This window comes from Micromonospora sp. IBHARD004 (assembly GCF_052814115.1).
Map to the genome: position 1 here is coordinate 5,954,209 of NZ_CP199934.1, position 16,766 is coordinate 5,970,974.

The following is a 16,766-nucleotide window of genomic DNA, read 5'->3' on the forward strand; positions in this document are numbered from 1 at the left end:
AGATTTTCGGGATCATGCAGAACGCTCGACCGACCCGGGCCCGCCGGCGGCAACCCCGGGCCCCCGTTCGAGCGTCGTTTCCGTACGGGGAGAGGGACACCGGATGACGCAGGAGACCGCACGACCACGACGGCGCTGGATGCTGGGGGCGGCCGCCCTGGTGGCCGTGCTCCTGGTCGCCGCCGGCGCGGTGGCGGCCACCCGCCTGCTCTCCCGATCCACCCCCGCGCCCGGCCCGGCGGCCGGCCCGGCCACGCCCACGCCGTCCGCGAGCGCCCCCGCCCCGGCCACGGCGAGCCCCACCCCGCCGCCCGGCGCCGACCTGACCGGCCCGCTGAACTTCCTCATCGTCGGGGTGGACACCCGCGTCACCGTGCCCGGCTGGGAGCCGCACGCCGACGCGGTGCTGGTCATGCACGTGGAGGCGGGCTTGAAGCAGGCATACCTCTTCTCGCTCCCCCGCGACCTGGTGGTGGACATCCCGGCCTACCCGAAGGCCGGCTACCCGGGCGGCCGGACCAAGCTCACCCACGCGATGAGCTACGGCAGCCGGGTCCCGGGCGACAAGGCCCACCCGAGCACCGCCCAGGGGTACGAGCTGCTGCGCACCACCGTCAGCCGGTACACCGGGCTGCGCATCGACGCGGGCGCGGTGCTCACCTTCTTCGGCTTCGACCGGCTGGTCGACGCCCTCGGCGGGGTGGACCTCTACGTCGACCAGCGGGTCGCCTCGATCCACCGGCGCCCGGACGGGCAGTACCGGCCACACACCGCTGGCGGGTACACCGGGCCGCAGATGGTCTACGAGAAGGGCAACCAGCACCTCAACGGCTGGCAGGCGCGGGACTACGCCCGACAGCGCTACATCGCCGGGGGCGACTACGCCCGACAGCGCCACCAGCAGCAGCTGATCCGGGCACTGATCCGCAAGATCCTCGGCCAGGGGCTGGCCCGGGACCCGGACCGCGTCGAGCAGGTGGTCCGCGCCCTCGGCAGAACCATGGTGTACGCCGGCGGCGGGCGGCGGCTGGTCGACTTCGCGTACGCCCTCGGCGGGATGCCCGCCGACGGCCTGGTTCTGGTCGGCCTCCCCGGCGACGCGGTCGGCAAGGGAGGCGCCTACCGGGGCGAGCAGCTCCGCCCGGTCGGCCGGCAGTTCCTCGCCGAACTCCGCGCCAACCGCGCCGAGGAGTTCCTCAAGACCCACCCCACCCTGCGGGTGCGGAGCTGACTCAGAGCGGCTTGGGCTCGGCGGGGCGTTCGGTGCCGTAGAGCCAGGCGTCGAAGAGCTTGTCCAGCTGCTTGTTGGAGACACGCTCGGCGAGCGCCTGGAAGTCGGCGGTGGTGGCGTTGCCGTTCTTCTTCTCCTCCGCCCAGGTGCGGAGGATGGTGAAGAAGGCGGTGTCGCCGACCGCCACCCGCAGCGCGTGCACGGTCATCCCGCCCCGCTGGTAGACCGACTGACCGAAGAGGTTCGCCGCCCCCGGCTTCCCCGGCGGGGTACGCCAGACCTGCCCGGACGCCGTCGCGTACTTCAGGTCGAAGGCGCGCTGCACGGTGGACTCGCCGGTGTGTTCGGCCCAGAGCCACTCGGCGTACGTGGCCAGCCCCTCGTTGAGCCAGATGTCCTGCCACCGCTGAAGCGCGACGCTGTTGCCGAACCACTGGTGGGCCAGCTCGTGCGCGACCACGCCGGTGTCGTCGCCCTGCTTGAAGAACCCGGCGGAGTAGACCGGCCGGGTCTGCGTCTCCAGCGCGTACCGGATCCGGTCGTCGGCGACCACCACCCCGCCGTAGGCGTCGAACGGGTACGGCCCGAAGACGCTCTCCAGGTAGTCGGCCACCTCGACGGTCCGCCCGATCGACCGGTCCGGGGCGCCCTTCGCCACCTTGGTGCTGACCGCGCTGAACACCGGCCGTCCCTTGTGCTCGCCGGTGGTGACCCGGAACCTCCCGATCACCACCGTGCTGAGGTAGCTGGCCATCGGCGCGCCCTCGGACCACGTCCAGGTGGTCCAGCCGCCCTGGGTGGTCCGCCCCTTCGGCACGCCGTTGCTGACCGCGGTGAGCCCCTTCGGCACGGTGATCTCGAAGTCGTAGGTGGCCTTGTCCGACGGGTGGTCGTTGACCGGGTACCAGGTGCTCGCCGACTCCGGCTGGCCGAGCGCGATCGCGCCGTCCGAGGTGTGCAGCCAGCCGCCCTCGCCGAGCACGTCGTTGTCCAACGCGGCCGGCACGCCGTCGTACCGGATCTCCGCGACGAAGCCGTTGCCGGAGCTGAGGCCGGTCGCCGGGGTGACGATCAGCTCGTTGTCGGCGCGGGCGTGGGTGGCCGCGACGCCGTCCACCGTCACCGAACGCACGGTCAGCCCGGCCAGGTCCAGGTGGAACGCGGAGAGGTCCGTGGTGGCGGTGGCCCGCACCGTGGTCGTGCCGGTCAGCCGGTCCTTCGCCGGGTCGTAGCGGACCCGCACGGTGTAGTGGGTGACGTCGTAGCCGCCGTTGCCGTAGCCGGGGAAGTAGGGATCGCCGGCGCCGGCCGCTCCGGGCGCGAACGTCCGGGGAGCCGTCGGCGAGGCCTGCGCCGCCGTCGGCGCCGTCCGGTCCTGGCCGCTCGAGTCGCAGCCGGCGAGCGCCAGCGCACCCACCACCAGCAATCCGAGGACCCGTCGCGCGCCCCGCCGCCTCAGCGTCATCGTCTCGACCCTCCCCGGGAACGCCCGCCGGCGGCCCGGCCCGGCCGCACCGCCCGCGGCAGCCTACCGAGCGGCGCGCGGGTCGGTGTCACGGCAGGGCGGGCGCGGTGCCGCCGACGAGCCAGGCGTCGAGGAGCGCGCGCAGCGGCCGGCCGGCGACCCGTTCGGCGTACGCGACGAAGTCGGCGGTGGTGGCGGTGCCGTCCCGACGCTCGGTCGTCCAGCCGCTCAGGATGCGGAAGAAGGCGTCGTCGCCGACCGCGCGGCGCAGCGCGTGCACGGCCAGCGCCCCCCGCTGGTAGACGGCGTCGCCGAACATCGCCGGCCGGCCCGGGTCGAGCGACGGTCGGGTCCAGTCGGTGACCGCGTACTCGGTGGCGAAGGCCCGCGCCACGGTGCGGCCGCCGTCGTGCTCGGCCCACAGCCATTCGGCGTACGTGGCGAAGCCCTCGTTGAGCCAGATGTCGCTCCACCGGGCCACCGAGACGCTGTCGCCGAACCACTGGTGGGCCAGTTCGTGCGCGACCACCTCCGTGTCGGGCCGGCCGCCGCGGAAGAAGCCCGGCCCGTAGACCGGCCTGGACTGGGTCTCCAGGGCGTACCGGATGCGCTCGTCGGCGACCGCGATGCCGCCGTACGCGTCGAACGGGTACGGGCCGAAGCGGCCGGCCAGGAAGTCGGCGATCTCGCCGGTGCGGGCGAGCGAGGCGGCGGCCGGCCCGTCCGCCGGCAGCCCGGCGGCCACCGCGGTGACCATCGGCTTCCCGGCGTGGGTACCGGTCGACACCCGGTAGTTTCCGATCACCAGGGTGGTCAGGTAGCTGGCCATCGGCGAGCCCTCGGACCAGCTCCAGGTGGTCCAGCCGTCCCGGCTCGCCCGGGACCGCAGCACCCCGTTGCTCAGCGCGGCGAGCCCGTCAGGGACGGTCACCTCGAGGTCGTAGGTGGCCTTGTCGGAGGGGTGGTCGTCGACCGGGAACCAGGTGCTCGCCGACTCCGGCTGGCCGAGCGCGATCGCGCCGTCCCCGGTGGCCTGGAAGCCGCCGCTGCCCAGCTCGCCGATGGAGAGCGGCTGCGGCACACCGGCGTAGGCCACCTCGGTGGTGAAGGACTTCCCGGACGGCAGACCGTGGGCGGGGGTGACGACGAGTTCGTTGCCGTCGCGGCGGTGTCGCGCGGGCGCGCCGTCGACGCGTACCCGGTCGACGGTGAGGCCGGCGAGGTCGAGGTTGAACCGGGAGAGTCCGGCGGTGGCGGTGGCGGTGACCGTCGCCTCGCCGGTGAGCCGGTCGCTGCCCGGGTCGTAGCGGATCTTCAGCCGGTAGTGCGCGACGTCGTACCCGCCGTTGCCCGCCCCCGGCACGTACGGATCCCCCACCTCCGCCGCCCCGGCGCGGTACCGCCCGTCCTCGGTGCACCCCCCGACCAGCAGCCCCGCCCCAAGCACGGCCGCCAATCCAGCCCGCCACCACCTCACCAGCCGAGCCTAGGCCGGCAGCCCGCGTCGATCATGGAGTTGTGGCGGATGACGAACCGGAAGAACCGGGGCGATCCGGGAACCACACCTCCATGATCGACGGCGGGATGGGGTCAGCGGTCGAGGACGAGGCCGACCTTCTGGAACTCCTTGAGGTCGCGGTAGCCGCACTTCGCCATCGCCCGGCGCAGGCCGCCGAAGAGGTTGAGCTGGCCGTCCGGCTCGTCGGCCGGGCCGAAGAGGAGCCGCTCCATCGAGCCGAGCGGCTCGCCGGCCACCTCGAACGCGCCACGGGGCAGCGACGGGTGGCTGGCCGCCGAGTGCCACCAGGCGCCGCCGGCGGGGGCCTCCTCGCAGAGCGAGAGCGCCTCGCCGAGCATCACCGCGTCCGCGCCGCAGCCGAGCGCCTTGGCGATGTCGCCGGAGGTCTGGATGTCACCGTCGGCGATCAGGTGCACGTACCGGCCACCGGTCTCGTCGAGGTAGTCGCGGCGGGCCGCCGCCGCGTCGGCGATCGCGGTGGCCATCGGCACCCGGATGCCGAGCACCGACTCGGTGGTGGACCAGTCGTCGCCGCCGATGCCGACGATCACGCCGGCCGCGCCGGTCCGCATCAGGTGCAGCGCCGTCTTGTAGTCGGTGCAGCCGCCGACGATGACCGGCAGGTCGAGGTCGGCGATGAACTCCTTCAGGTTGAGCGGCTCGTCGGTGGTGGAGACGTGCTCGGCGGAGACGATGGTGCCCTGGATGACCAGGATGTCCACGCCGGCGTCGAGGATCACCGGGGCGAGCGCCAGGGTGTGCTGCGGGGAGACCCGGACGGCCACCGTGCCGCCGCCGGCCCGCAGCTCACGGACCCGCTCGGCGATCAGGTCCGGGCGGATCGGCTCGGCGTACACCTCCTGGAGCCGCTTGGTGGCGCGGGCGTCCTCGTCGAGGCCGGCCAGCTCCTCCAGCACCTTGGCCGGGTTCTCGTACCGGGTCCAGAGGCCCTCGACGTTGAGCACGCCGAGGCCGCCGAGCTGGCCGAGCCGGACCGCGGACGAGGGGCTCATCGTCGCGTCGGAGGGGTGCCCGACGCAGGGGATGCCGAACTGGTACGCGTCGAGCTGCCAGGCGGTCGAGACGTCGTCGACGTCCCGGGTGCGGCGGCTCGGCACGATGGCGATGTCGTCCAGGTGGTAGCCGCGCTGCGCGGTCTTGCCCAGCCCGATCTCGACCACGTCACGCATGGGGACTCCAGGTGTTTGGGGGTGATGGTCAGCGGGAGTGGTAGTTGGGCGCCTCGACCGTCATCTGGATGTCGTGCGGGTGGCTCTCCTTGAGCCCGGCCGCGGTGATCCGGATGAGCTGGCCACGCCGGTGCAGCTCGGGGATGCTCTCCGCGCCGACGTAGCCCATCGCGGCCCGCAGCCCGCCGATGAGCTGGTGGGCGACCGCGGAGAGCGGGCCCCGGTAGGGCACCTGGCCCTCGACGCCCTCGGGGACCAGCTTGTCCTCGGCGAGCACGTCCTGCTGGAAGTAGCGGTCCTTGGAGTAGGACTTGCCCTGGCCGCGGGACTGCATCGCGCCGAGCGAGCCCATCCCCCGGTACGCCTTGTACTGCTTGCCGTTGATGAAGATCAGCTCGCCGGGGCTCTCCTCGCAGCCGGCCAGCAGGCTGCCGAGCATCACCGTGTCGGCGCCGGCCACCAGGGCCTTGGCGATGTCGCCCGAATACTGGATGCCGCCGTCGCCGATGACCGGCACGCCGGCCGGCCGGGCCGCCCGGGCCGCCTCCATGATCGCGGTGATCTGCGGTACGCCCACGCCGGCGACGATCCGGGTGGTGCAGATCGCGCCCGGCCCGACACCGACCTTGACGCCGTCGGCGCCCGCGTCGACCAGTGCCTTCGCCCCGGCGTACGTGGCGACGTTGCCGCCGACGATGTCGATGGCGACGTCCTTCTTGAGCTGGCGGACCATGTCCAGCACGGCCCGCTGGTGCCCGTGCGCGGTGTCCACGATGAGCACGTCCACGCCCGCGTCGACCAGGGTGCGGGCCCGCTTGTACGCGTCCTCGCCGACCCCGACCGCGGCGGCGACCCGGAGGCGGCCGGCGGAGTCCTTGGTGGCGTTCGGGTACTGCTCGCTCTTGGTGAAGTCCTTGACGGTGATCAGGCCGCGCAGCCGGCCCGAGCCGTCGACGATCGGCAGCTTCTCCACCTTGTGCCGGCGCAGCAGGTCGAGCGCGTCGTCCTTGCTCACCCCGACCGGGGCGGTGATCAGCGGCGTCCGGGTCATGATCTCGTGGACCGGGGTGGCCGGGTCGGAGACGAAGCGCATGTCGCGGTTGGTGACGATGCCGACCAGCCCGCCGTCGGCGTCGACCACCGGCACGCCGGAGATGCGGTACCGCCCGCAGAGCTCGTCGACCTCCCGCAGGGTGTCGTCCGGGCAGGCGGTGACCGGGTTGGTGATCATGCCGGACTCGGAGCGCTTCACCAGGTCGACCTGGAGCGCCTGGTCCTCGAGGGAGAGGTTGCGGTGCAGCACGCCGATGCCGCCCTGCCGGGCCATGGCGATCGCCATCCGCGCCTCGGTGACGGTGTCCATCGCGCTGGAGAGCAGCGGCACGGTCAGCTCGATGTTGCGGGTGAGCCGCGTCCGGGTGTTCACCCGGCTGGGCACGACGTCCGACTCGCCCGGCTGGAGCAGCACGTCGTCGAAGGTCAGCCCGAGCGGCACCACCCGCGCCGAGCCGGCGGGCAGCTCCGGCAGGTGACCGCCCAGCTCGCCGTTGTCGGCGCCGGCCGGAAGATCGGTGCTGGGCGAATTTTCCACGATTGCTCTCCTGAGCTGGTCGGACGGGCTTCAGCGAGGCGGCGCGCGCGGGCACCGACGCACGCCGGAGTGACGGCGCGTCGCTTCATCGTACCCATTGAGCTGGGCCGGCCCCGGTAGTGGCGGCGCGGATGAGCGGCGCCACCGTGAGCGCCGGGGGCGGACTTCCCCCGCCGGTTGGGACTACGGTGAGGGGGTGCACGACGAGCCCATCGACCCGTTCAACGGCGACCCGGCCGATCCGACCGCCGGCCTGCAGGATCCGCGCGAGGACGACCCGCTGGACCCGCTGACCGAGGTCGAGCGTCAGGACGTCCTGGAGGATCTCGCCGACCTGGAGATCTACCAGGCCCTGCTGGCGCCGATCGGGGTGCGCGGGCTGGTCATCGAGTGCGAGGACTGCCGCGAGCCGCACTACTTCGACTGGGACCTGCTCCGGGGCAACCTGCGCCACCTGCTCAGCTCCGGTCGGCCCCGGGTGCACGAGCCGGCCTACGACCCGGACCCGGACCACTACGTCACCTGGGACTACGCCCGCGGCTACGCCGACGGGGTGCACGACACGCTGACCGAGGGCACCGAGGAGGACGACTCCTCGGAGGCCTGAGCGGCGCGCCGGCCGGGTCCACCGGCGCTGGGGCGACTCAGGCGACCAGTCCGGCGCGGAAGCCGGCGGCCACGGCGTGCGCCCGGTCCCGGGCGCCGAGCTTGCGGAAGAGCCGCCGGGCGTGGGTCTTGACGGTGTCCTCGGAGACGAACAGCTCCCGGCCGATCTCCGCGTTGCTCTTCCCCTCGGCCATGCCGAGCAGCACCTGGAGCTCCCGTTCGGTGAGCCCGACGGGGTTCCGGCCGGTGCGCGTCCCGGCCCCGGAGCGCTGGTGACCGCTCGGCGGCGCGGGTTCCGGCTCGGCCTCGTCGTCGCCACGCTGCACCGGCACCACGGTCGGCACGCCGCCGGTCCCCTCGCCCGGGGTCGTCGTCCAGCCGGGTGTCGCCCGCGCCGGCGCGGGCCGTACCGGCCCGCCGACGGCCGCGGCGTCCCGGGCGGGGTCGGTGACCCGGTTCCGGGCCGGCCGCCCGGGCGCGGCGAGCAGCAGCAGGGCCTTCGCGACCGCGCTGGTGAGGTCGTGGTCGACGCCCTGGATCAGCCCCCGGGCCCCGGCGCTGATGGTGGCCGCGGCCGCCTCCGACTCCTCGGCGCCGAGCAGCAGCACCGCCGCCTGGGGCGCCCGGGCGAGCACCCGGCGCACGAAGCCGGCGCTGTCCGGCCGGGTGAGCGCGGTGTCGGCGAGCACGACGTCCACCGGACGCTCGGCGAGCCGCAGCATCACCTCGGGATCGGAGACGGCGGTCCGGACGATCGCGGACAGCCCGAGTCGGGCCGCCGCGGAGGTCAGCTGCTGGGCCGCGGTCGGTGTCCGAACGCACACGAGAACGGTACGCACAGTGGTCTCCTCTCCGCCTCAGAGCAGACCATGGCCGGGTCGCGTCGCGAGGAGGTTCGGGGCAATCATCCTAACTTTTCCGACAGATAGGGCATATGCCGCTAGTTGTCCGAGGTTTTCGATCACAGATGTGTGAGCGCGGGAAAGCCCGGGTACCGAGACGCCAGGCCGGAAACGGTGCGCCTGCGCGGACCGCCGCCCGGTTGCTGGCCATGAAGGATTCTCCGCGGTGCCGCGCGGGAGGAGGGGTGCTGATGTCGAACGTACGTAGACTGCCCGGACCCATCGTCGATCTCTGGGACTGGCAGCGGCTCGGTGCCTGCCGGGGCCGGGACAGCGCCCAGTTCTTCCACCCGGACGGCGAGCGCGGCTCGTCGCGGCTGCGCCGCGAGTCCGGCGCCAAGGCCGTCTGCCGGGCCTGCCCGGTACGCGCCGAGTGCGCCGCGCACGCCCTCTCGGTCCGCGAGCCGTACGGCGTGTGGGGCGGGTTCAGCGAGTCCGAGCGGCTGCGGCTGCTCGCCCTGGGCTGGGAGGACCTGGCCGACCGCCGGCAGAGCCGGGTCGACGTCGACCGGCTGGAGGCCCGCCTCGGCCGGCCGCACAAGTCGACCGTCCCGGACCAGCGCAAGATCGCCTGACCCGATCCGCCTCGACGACACCGACATCCGACGCCGCGCCCCCACCGGGGCGCGGCGTCGAGGTTTCTCCCGGGTCCGCGGGAAGTCTCGTGGGCGGCCCTGCCGAGAAGACCGGTCGGGGCCGCCCGCCGTGCGGCCGGCTTCCCACGCGGTGGCCATGGGTACGCGTGGTGTGATGGACGGGTGGAGCTGCGGGAAATGCGGGCGTTCGTCACGGTCGTCGAGGAAGGGAGCCTCTCCGGGGCCGCGCGGCGGTTGCACGTGAGTCAGCCCGCCGTGCCACCACGGCATCAGGTTAGCGGCGACTGGCCCCCAAATGCCCCGATTGATCGGTATGACCACCGCCGGCGGGCCACCAGGCCCGCCTTCCCGGTCAGCGGACGGTGACCTTGACGGTGTGCCAGCCGGTGGCGCCGTCCGGCTCGACCGGCCGCCGCTCCGCCGTCTGGGTGACGCCGTCGGCGTCCGTGGCCCGCACCTGGAGGCTGTGCTCGCCCGGGGTGGCGTCCCAGCGCCAGGACCACTGCACCCAGGTGTCCACCGAGACCGTCGGGGCGACCGTCGCCTCCCGCCAGGGCCCGTCGTCGACGCGTACCTCGACCTTGCGGATGCCCCGCTGCTGGGCCCAGGCCACGCCGGCGACCACGACCGGACCGGCGGTGAGCCGGTTGCGCGACCGGGGCGCGTCGATCCGCGACTGCGTCTTGATCGGCCCCTGCGCCGACCACCCGCGCGGCACCCAGTACGCGTCGAAGTCGGCGAAGCTGGTCAGCTCCAGCTCGGTGACCCACTTGCAGGCCGAGACGTAGCCGTAGAGCCCGGGCACCACCATCCGCACCGGGAAGCCGTGCTCGACCGGCAGCGGCTCCCCGTTCATCCCGACCGCGAGCAGCGCGTCCCGCCCGTCCCGCAGCACCGCCGTGGGGGTGCCGCAGGTCCAGCCGTCGACCGAGCGGCCGACCACCTGGTCGGCGCCCTCCTCCGGCTCGGCCTCGTCGAGCAGCTCCTTGATCGGTACGCCCAGCCAGCGCGCGTTGCCGATCAGTTCCCCGCCGACGTCGTTGGAGACGCAGGCCAGGGTGACGTACCGCTCCACCATCGGCCGGGCGAGCAGGTCGGCGAAGCTCAGCTCGATCGGGTTGCGGACCCGGCCGTGGATGCGCAGCCGCCAGGTCACCGGGTCCACCTGCGGCACCACCAGCGCGGTGTCGATCCGGTAGAAGCCGGAGTTCGGGGTCACGTAGGGGGCGAGCTGGGCCAGCGAGAGGTCGGCGCCGGCCGGCACCGCCGGCGCGGCGGCCGACGGGGTGGGCAGCGCGACGGCCTGCCGGGCCGCCGAGACGCCCCGCCGGCCGGCCAGCCAGTGCCCGCCGAGGCCGGCCACGGCCGCCGCACCCATCATCACGCCGACGCCGGTCAGGAAGCGCCGCCGCCCCTCCGGATCGACCTCTTCCCCGGCGGCGGGTCGCGCCTGCGGGTGTCCGTCCGGCACGCGCGGCCCGGCGACCGGCGCCACCGGCCCCGCCTCGGTGGACGCCGGCTCAGCCTTCGGCGACGACCACGACCAGAGCTCCGGTTGCAGCGGTCCGGCCAGGAGCAGCCAGAGGGCCAGCGCGCCGAGCGCAGCGCCGACCAGCGAGGGGAGCGCGTCGAAGCCGTTCGCGCCGGCCCGGGTCAGCGCGGCGGCCACCCCGAGGGCGGCGAAGGCGGCGATGCCGGCCAGCCCGATCCAGAGCCGGCGGGCGGCCAGCACGCCGAGCACCGCGGCGAACGCCGCGAGCAGCAGGGCCGTCCCGACCAGCAGGGCGATCTTGTCGTGGGTGCCGAAGAGCGAGATGGCGAACTGTTTCAGGGTCTCGGGCACCACGTCGACGATCAGCCCGCCGACCGCGATCAGCGGTGCGGAACGGGCGCCGGTGAGGACGGCCACCGGTTCGGCGGCGCCGATCGCCACCGCGGCGGCGGTGATCCCGGCCAGCGCGGCGTACCCGCGGGACGTGGTGGTCATCGGACCAGTCTTGTCGATCACCGGGCCGGACCGGTAGCGACGTCAGCGTTCCGTAACCAGATACGGGTCAGGGCACACCGTCGGTGTGACGGTGTGCCCTGACGTCGTCCGTACGGCGTCGGGTCAGAAGCCCGGGCCGTGCTGGTGGCCGTGGCCGTGGCCGTGGCCGCCGGCGGCGGCCGGCTCGGCCTTCTCCGGCTTCTCCACCACGAGGCTCTCGGTGGTGAGCAGCAGGCCGGCGATCGACGCGGCGTTGGTGACCGCGTTGCGGGTCACCTTCACCGGGTCGATGATGCCGGACTTGACCAGGTCGACGTACTGGCCGGCGGCGGCGTCGAGGCCGTTGCCCCACTCCTTGCCGGCGACCTTCTGCACCACCACGTAGCCGTCGTGGCCGGCGTTCTGGGCGATCCAGCGCAGCGGCTCGACCAGCGCCTTGCGCACGATCGAGACGCCGGTCTTCTCGTCACCGGTGAAGCCGAGGTCGTCGTCGAGCACCGGGAGGATCTGGGCCAGGGCGGCGCCGCCGCCCGGGACCGTACCCTCCTCGACCGCGGCCTTGGTCGCGGCGATCGCGTCCTCGATGCGGTGCTTGCGCTCCTTCATCTCGACCTCGGTCGCCGCGCCCACCTTGATGACCGCGATGCCGCCGGAGAGCTTCGCCAGCCGCTCGGCCAGCTTCTCCCGGTCCCACTCGGAGTCCGAGGCCTCGATCTCCTTGCGGATCTGGGCGACCCGGTCGGCGACCTCGGAGGCCTGGCCGCCACCGTCGACGACGGTGGTGTTCTCCTTGTCGACCACCACGCGCCGGGCGGTGCCCAGCACCTCGAGGCCGACCTGGTCGAGCTTGTAGCCCAGCTCGGGCGCGACCAGCTCGGCGCCGGTCAGGATCGCCATGTCCTGGAGCATCGCCTTGCGACGGTCACCGAAGCCGGGGGCCTTCACCGCGCAGACCTTGAGGGTCTTGCGGATGGCGTTGACCACCAGCGTCGACAGGGCCTGGCCCTCCACGTCCTCGGCGATGATCAGGAGCGGCTTGTTGTTCTGGAGAACCTTCTCCAGCAGCGGCAGCAGCTCCTCGATCGCCGAGATCTTCTGCGTGGTGATCAGGATGTACGGGTCCTCCAGGACCGACTCCTGCCCCTCCACGTCGGTGACGAAGTTCGGCGAGATGAAGCCCTTGTCGAACTGGAGACCCTCGGTCACCTCCAGCTCGGTGGTGAGCGCGGAGCCCTCCTCGACGGTGATGACACCGTCGCGGCCGACCTTCTCCATCGCCTCGGCGATCAGCTCGCCGATGGTGGCGTCCTGCGCGGAGATCGTCGCGACGTGCGCGATCGACTCCCGGTCGGCGACCTCGACGGCCCGGCCGAGCAGCGCCTCGGAGACCTTGGCGGCCGCCGCGTCGATGCCCCGCTTGAGGCCGGCCGGGTTGGCGCCGGCGGTCACGTTGCGCAGGCCCTCGCGGACCATCGCCTGGGCCAGCACGGTCGCGGTGGTGGTCCCGTCGCCGGCGATGTCGTTGGTCTTGGTCGCCACCTCCTTGACCAGCTGCGCGCCGAGGTTCTCGTACGGGTTGGTGAGCTCGATCTCCTTGGCGATGGTCACGCCATCGTTGGTGATCGTCGGCGCACCGAATTTCTTGTCCAGGACGACGTTGCGCCCGCGCGGGCCGAGGGTGACCTTGACCGTGTCCGCGAGGGCGTTGACACCGTGCTCGAGCAGGTGTCGGGCGTCGTCCGAGAAGCTCAGGATCTTCGCCATGAATGTCCCTTCGAAGCGACGTCGCCCCGGCCCGGCGAGCCGGACCGGGGCAACGACACTGATCGGTTGCTTACTTCTCGATGACCGCGAGGACGTCGCGGGCGGAGAGCACCAGGTACTCCTCGCCGGCGTACTTGACCTCGGTGCCGCCGTACTTCGAGTAGATGACGGTGTCGCCGACCTTCACGTCAACCGGGATCCGGTTGCCCTTGTCGTCGATGCGGCCCGGGCCGACAGCGAGGACGGTGCCCTCCTGCGGCTTCTCCTTGGCGGTGTCGGGGATCACGATGCCCGACGCCGTGGTGGTCTCAGCCTCGTTCGCCTGGACCAGGATCCGGTCCTCGAGCGGCTTGATCGCAACCTTGGTCGCGGTAGTCACGGGCATACCCTCCTGGGGTACTTGGTTTCGTTGCCGAACGGCTGGCCGAACGGCGTCAATCTGCCACATGCCACCGGGCGGGGCCGTCGTCGCGGGTGCCGGTCCGCCTGGCGTTCAGCGCCCGGGCCGAGGCCCGGAAGCTGGCACCCTCGATGGGAGAGTGCTAATCGCAGGTTATTCCTCGGCTAGCACTCCGTCAAGGAGAGTGCCAGCGCGTCGCCCCCACGAGCATGATCGATCTCGGGTGCGGGGGCCCCGACCGGCCGATCCGCGCGGGTGGGCGGGGAGAATGGCACGGTGGATCTCGACCAGCTGGCCGCGCTGCGTACCCCCGAGGGGTCGGCCGCGCTCGCGGCGGCCACCGAGGTGGCCGGCGGCGACCCGCTGGCGGCGGCCGCCGCGCTCCGCTCGGCCGGGGTGCCGGCCGGGCTGGCCGCCGCCGCGCTCACCCAGGCCGAGCTGCGCCGCCGCGCCGCCGGCAAGTTCGGGCCGGCCGCCGCGGGGATGTTCCTCACCCGGGCCGGGCTGGAACAGGCCACCCGCCGGGTGGTCGCCGACCGACGGGCCGCACGGCTGCGCGCCGCCGGGGTGCGCACCCTGGCCGACCTGGGCTGCGGCCTCGGCGCGGACGCGCTCGCCGCCGCCCGCGCCGGGATCCGGGTGTACGGCGTGGAGGCCGACCCGGTGACCGCCGCGATGGCCGCCGCCAACGCCGAGGCCGCGGGGTTGGCCGACGCGTTCACGGTGGAGTGCGGCGACGCGACCGCCTTCGACGTCAGCCGGGTGGACGGGGTCTTCTGCGACCCGGCCCGGCGGAGCGCCACCGGTCGGCGGATCTTCGACCCGAACTCCTACTCGCCGCCGTGGGACTTGGTCACCGGGCTCGCCGAGCGGGTGCCGCACACCGTGGTCAAGGTGGCCCCCGGGCTGGACCACGCGCTGATCCCGGCCGGCGCCGAGGCGGAGTGGGTCAGCGTGGACGGCGACCTGGTGGAGGCGGCGCTCTGGTGCGGCCGGCTCGCCGAGGTCCCCCGCCGGGCCACCCTGCTGCGCGGCGGCACCCCGCACGTGCTGACCGGCTCCGGCGCGGCGGAGGCCCCGGTCGGACCGGCCCGCCAATTCTTGTACGACCCGGACCCGGCGGTGGTCCGCGCGCACCTGGTCGCCGAGCTGGCCGGGGAGCTGGACGCCACCCTGGCCGACCCGAGCATCGCCTACCTGTACGCCGACTCCCCGGTCCGCACCCCGTACGCCCGCTGCCTGGAGGTGACCGACGTGCTGCCGTTCTCGCTCAAGCGGCTGCGCGCCCTGCTCCGGGAGCGCCGGGTCGGCCGGGTGGAGATCCTCAAGCGCGGCTCGGCGCTGGAACCGGAGAAGCTGCGCCGGGACCTGAAGCTCGCCGGCGACGCGGCGGCGAGCCTGGTGCTGACCCGGGTGGCCGGCGCGCCCACCGTGCTCGTCGGCCAGCCGGTGCCCGCCTGAATTCCGGCTCGCCCGCCCGGCCGGGTCCGGGTTAGCTTGTCGGCATGGCGGGACAGGGCACTCCGGCGACCGCGCTGCTCGCGAAGCGGAAGATCACCCACAGCACGCACCCGTACGACGTCTCCCCCGAGGCGCCGAACTACGGGGCCCTGGTGGCGGCGGCGCTCGGGGTGCCGCCGGAGCGGGTCTTCAAGTCCCTGGTCACCGAGGTGGACGGCGGCCTCACCGTGGCGGTCGTGCCGGTCACCGGGGAGCTGGACCTCAAGGCCCTGGCCGCCGCGGTCGGCGGCAAGCGGGCGACCATGGCCGACCGCACGGTGGCGGAGCGGGCCACCGGGTACGTCCGCGGCGGCATCAGCCCGCTCGGCCAGCGCAAGCGCCTCCCGACCGTGGTGGACGCCTCGGCGCTGGACCACCCGACCGTGTACGTCTCCGCGGGGCGCCGCGGGCTCCAGCTCCAGCTGAGCCCCACGGACCTGATCGCCCTGACCGCCGCGGTGACCGCCCCGCTCGCCGCTCGCTGACCGGGAGCGCGACGACCGCGCCGAACTATTCTCTCGTCGCCGATGTCCACGCCGGTGGCATTCCCCACTCGGATCAATTCCGCGGTCAGCGCGCCACACCTGCGGGGACGGGTGAGTGAACTGAATGTCAGCCGCGTTGCCGAATTGTTACTGGCGACAACAAACCGCTGACCTTTACGGTCTTGTGCGCCCGAGCGGCGAACAATACGTTGCCCGGAACAACAAATCGCTGGCGGTGCGGGACCGCGGCTCACCGGCGCACTCCCCACCCACCACGTTCCCCTCGAGTTCCGTCCCCCTTGAAAGGAACCGTGCAGAATGCGCAGAGGGATCCTCACCGTCGCCGCGATCGGCCTGCTGACCGCGGGGAACCTCACCGCCTGCGGCAACGACTCCGCTGACGGCACCGCGAGCCGCCCGAAGCCGAAGATCGGCGTCATCCTGCCCGACAGCGCCTCGTCGAACCGGTGGGAGACCGCGGACCGCAGATACCTGGAGGCCGCGTTCAAGGCGGCCGGGGTGGACTACGACATCCAGAACGCCCAGAACGACAAGGCGCGATTCGTGACCATCGCGGAACAGATGATCACGAATGGGGTGACCGCGCTGATGATCACCAATCTCGACTCGGGCACCGGGAAGGCGGTCCTGGACAAGGCGACCCAGAAGGGCGTCGCGACCATCGACTACGACCGGCCCACACTGGGCGGTTCCGCGCAGTACTACGTCAGCTTCGACAACGTCGCGGTCGGCAGGCTCCAGGGCGAGGGCCTGGTCAAGTGCCTCGCCGACAAGGGCGTGCGGAACCCGACGGTCGCCGAGCTCAACGGCTCGCCGACCGACAACAACGCGGCCCAGTTCAAGGAGGGCTACGACTCGGTCCTCCAGCCGAGGTACGACGCGAAGGAGTACCTCAAGGGCCCCGACCAGTCGGTGCCCGAGTGGAACAACACCACCGGCGGCACGATCTTCGAGCAGATGCTGACCCAGACTAACGGCCGGATCGACGCCGTCGTCGCCGCCAATGACGGGCTCGCCAACGCCGTCATCTCCGTGCTGGCCAAGAACAAGCTCAACGGCAAGGTCCCGGTCACCGGCCAGGACGCCGACGTCCAGGCCCTGCAGCACATCCTCTCCGGCGACCAGTGCATGACGGTGTACAAGCCGGTCAGGACGGAGGCCGAGGCGGCTGCCGACCTGGCGATCGCGCTGGCCAGGGGCGAGAAGAAGAAGACCGAGCAGACCTTCCACGACCCCCAGGGCAACCGGAAGGTCCCCGCCGTGCTGCTGGGCGCCCAGGCCATCACCAAGGAGACCGTGAAGAACGTCATCGCGGACGGCTACGTCGACAAGGCGGCCGTGTGCACCCCGAAGTACGCCGCACTGTGCGCCCAGGCCGGCATCGGCTGAGCCGACCGGACCGGGCGGACGGCCGGACGGCCGGACACCGCAACCGCCGCGCCGGGGCGCGTACGGCAGGATTTCCTACCGCACGGCCCGGCCGGCGGGCACCCGCCATTCGGACACCCA

15 protein-coding genes are annotated in these 16,766 nt (G+C 73.0%); 7 read left to right on the forward strand and 8 right to left on the reverse strand.

The window, feature by feature from the left end:
• The first annotated feature begins 103 nt into the window (after positions 1 to 103).
• Positions 104 to 1,231 carry an LCP family protein gene (locus ACTWO6_RS28930; protein WP_446216880.1) on the forward strand — a complete coding sequence of 376 codons (1,128 nt, stop codon included), beginning with the start codon at positions 104 to 106 and terminating at the stop codon, positions 1,229 to 1,231.
• Position 1,232: 1 nt separating this feature from the next.
• Here ACTWO6_RS28930 and ACTWO6_RS28935 read toward each other — a convergent pair whose 3' ends face one another.
• The 4 genes from ACTWO6_RS28935 to guaB form a co-directional block, all read right to left on the reverse strand.
• Entirely contained in the window at positions 1,233 to 2,690 is a 1,458-nt protein-coding gene (locus ACTWO6_RS28935) for a M1 family metallopeptidase (protein WP_446220807.1), read from the reverse strand.
• A 94-nt stretch (positions 2,691 to 2,784) separates the two neighbouring features.
• Positions 2,785 to 4,173, reverse strand: a complete 1,389-nt coding sequence (locus ACTWO6_RS28940) for a M1 family metallopeptidase (protein WP_446216881.1) — start codon at positions 4,171 to 4,173, stop codon at positions 2,785 to 2,787.
• 113 nt (positions 4,174 to 4,286) lie between these two features.
• Complete coding sequence (locus ACTWO6_RS28945) at positions 4,287 to 5,405, reverse strand: GuaB3 family IMP dehydrogenase-related protein (protein WP_238454922.1); 1,119 nt, start codon at positions 5,403 to 5,405, stop codon at positions 4,287 to 4,289.
• Positions 5,406 to 5,433: 28 nt separating this feature from the next.
• Positions 5,434 to 6,996, reverse strand: coding sequence for an IMP dehydrogenase (guaB, locus tag ACTWO6_RS28950; RefSeq protein ID WP_446216882.1), 1,563 nt, complete (start codon positions 6,994 to 6,996; stop codon positions 5,434 to 5,436).
• A 196-nt stretch (positions 6,997 to 7,192) separates the two neighbouring features.
• Here guaB and ACTWO6_RS28955 point away from each other — a divergent pair, with 196 nt between their 5' ends.
• Entirely contained in the window at positions 7,193 to 7,603 is a 411-nt protein-coding gene (locus tag ACTWO6_RS28955) for a DUF5319 domain-containing protein (protein WP_446216883.1), read from the forward strand.
• Positions 7,604 to 7,640: 37 nt separating this feature from the next.
• Here the strand turns inward: ACTWO6_RS28955 and ACTWO6_RS28960 are convergent, their stop codons facing one another.
• Complete coding sequence (locus ACTWO6_RS28960) at positions 7,641 to 8,441, reverse strand: response regulator transcription factor (protein ID WP_446216884.1); 801 nt, start codon at positions 8,439 to 8,441, stop codon at positions 7,641 to 7,643.
• A 254-nt stretch (positions 8,442 to 8,695) separates the two neighbouring features.
• On the opposite strand from ACTWO6_RS28960, the gene ACTWO6_RS28965 reads away from it, so the two are divergent.
• Positions 8,696 to 9,079: a WhiB family transcriptional regulator gene (locus ACTWO6_RS28965; protein WP_446216885.1), complete on the forward strand. Its 384-nt coding sequence runs from the start codon at positions 8,696 to 8,698 to the stop codon at positions 9,077 to 9,079.
• Between the two features lie 198 nt (positions 9,080 to 9,277).
• Positions 9,278 to 9,466 carry a helix-turn-helix domain-containing protein gene (locus ACTWO6_RS28970; RefSeq protein ID WP_446220808.1) on the forward strand — a complete coding sequence of 63 codons (189 nt, stop codon included), beginning with the start codon at positions 9,278 to 9,280 and terminating at the stop codon, positions 9,464 to 9,466.
• On the opposite strand, the gene ACTWO6_RS28975 is transcribed toward ACTWO6_RS28970, so the two are convergent.
• From ACTWO6_RS28975 to groES, 3 genes are all read right to left on the reverse strand, one after another.
• Positions 9,453 to 11,087: a molybdopterin-dependent oxidoreductase gene (locus tag ACTWO6_RS28975; RefSeq protein ID WP_446216886.1), complete on the reverse strand. Its 1,635-nt coding sequence runs from the start codon at positions 11,085 to 11,087 to the stop codon at positions 9,453 to 9,455. The genes ACTWO6_RS28970 and ACTWO6_RS28975 overlap by 14 nt on opposite strands.
• A gap of 123 nt (positions 11,088 to 11,210) precedes the next feature.
• Positions 11,211 to 12,851, reverse strand: a complete 1,641-nt coding sequence (groL, locus tag ACTWO6_RS28980; RefSeq protein WP_446216887.1) for a chaperonin GroEL — start codon at positions 12,849 to 12,851, stop codon at positions 11,211 to 11,213.
• Positions 12,852 to 12,921: 70 nt separating this feature from the next.
• Positions 12,922 to 13,236, reverse strand: coding sequence for a co-chaperone GroES (gene groES, locus ACTWO6_RS28985; RefSeq protein ID WP_109802944.1), 315 nt, complete (start codon positions 13,234 to 13,236; stop codon positions 12,922 to 12,924).
• A gap of 291 nt (positions 13,237 to 13,527) precedes the next feature.
• On the opposite strand from groES, the gene ACTWO6_RS28990 reads away from it, so the two are divergent.
• From ACTWO6_RS28990 to ACTWO6_RS29000, 3 genes are all read left to right on the forward strand, one after another.
• Complete coding sequence (locus ACTWO6_RS28990; protein WP_446216888.1) at positions 13,528 to 14,712, forward strand: THUMP-like domain-containing protein; 1,185 nt, start codon at positions 13,528 to 13,530, stop codon at positions 14,710 to 14,712.
• A gap of 44 nt (positions 14,713 to 14,756) precedes the next feature.
• Entirely contained in the window at positions 14,757 to 15,236 is a 480-nt protein-coding gene (ybaK, locus tag ACTWO6_RS28995; protein WP_446216889.1) for a Cys-tRNA(Pro) deacylase, read from the forward strand.
• 318 nt (positions 15,237 to 15,554) lie between these two features.
• Entirely contained in the window at positions 15,555 to 16,646 is a 1,092-nt protein-coding gene (locus tag ACTWO6_RS29000; RefSeq protein WP_446216890.1) for a sugar ABC transporter substrate-binding protein, read from the forward strand.
• The last annotated feature ends 120 nt before the right edge of the window (positions 16,647 to 16,766 follow it).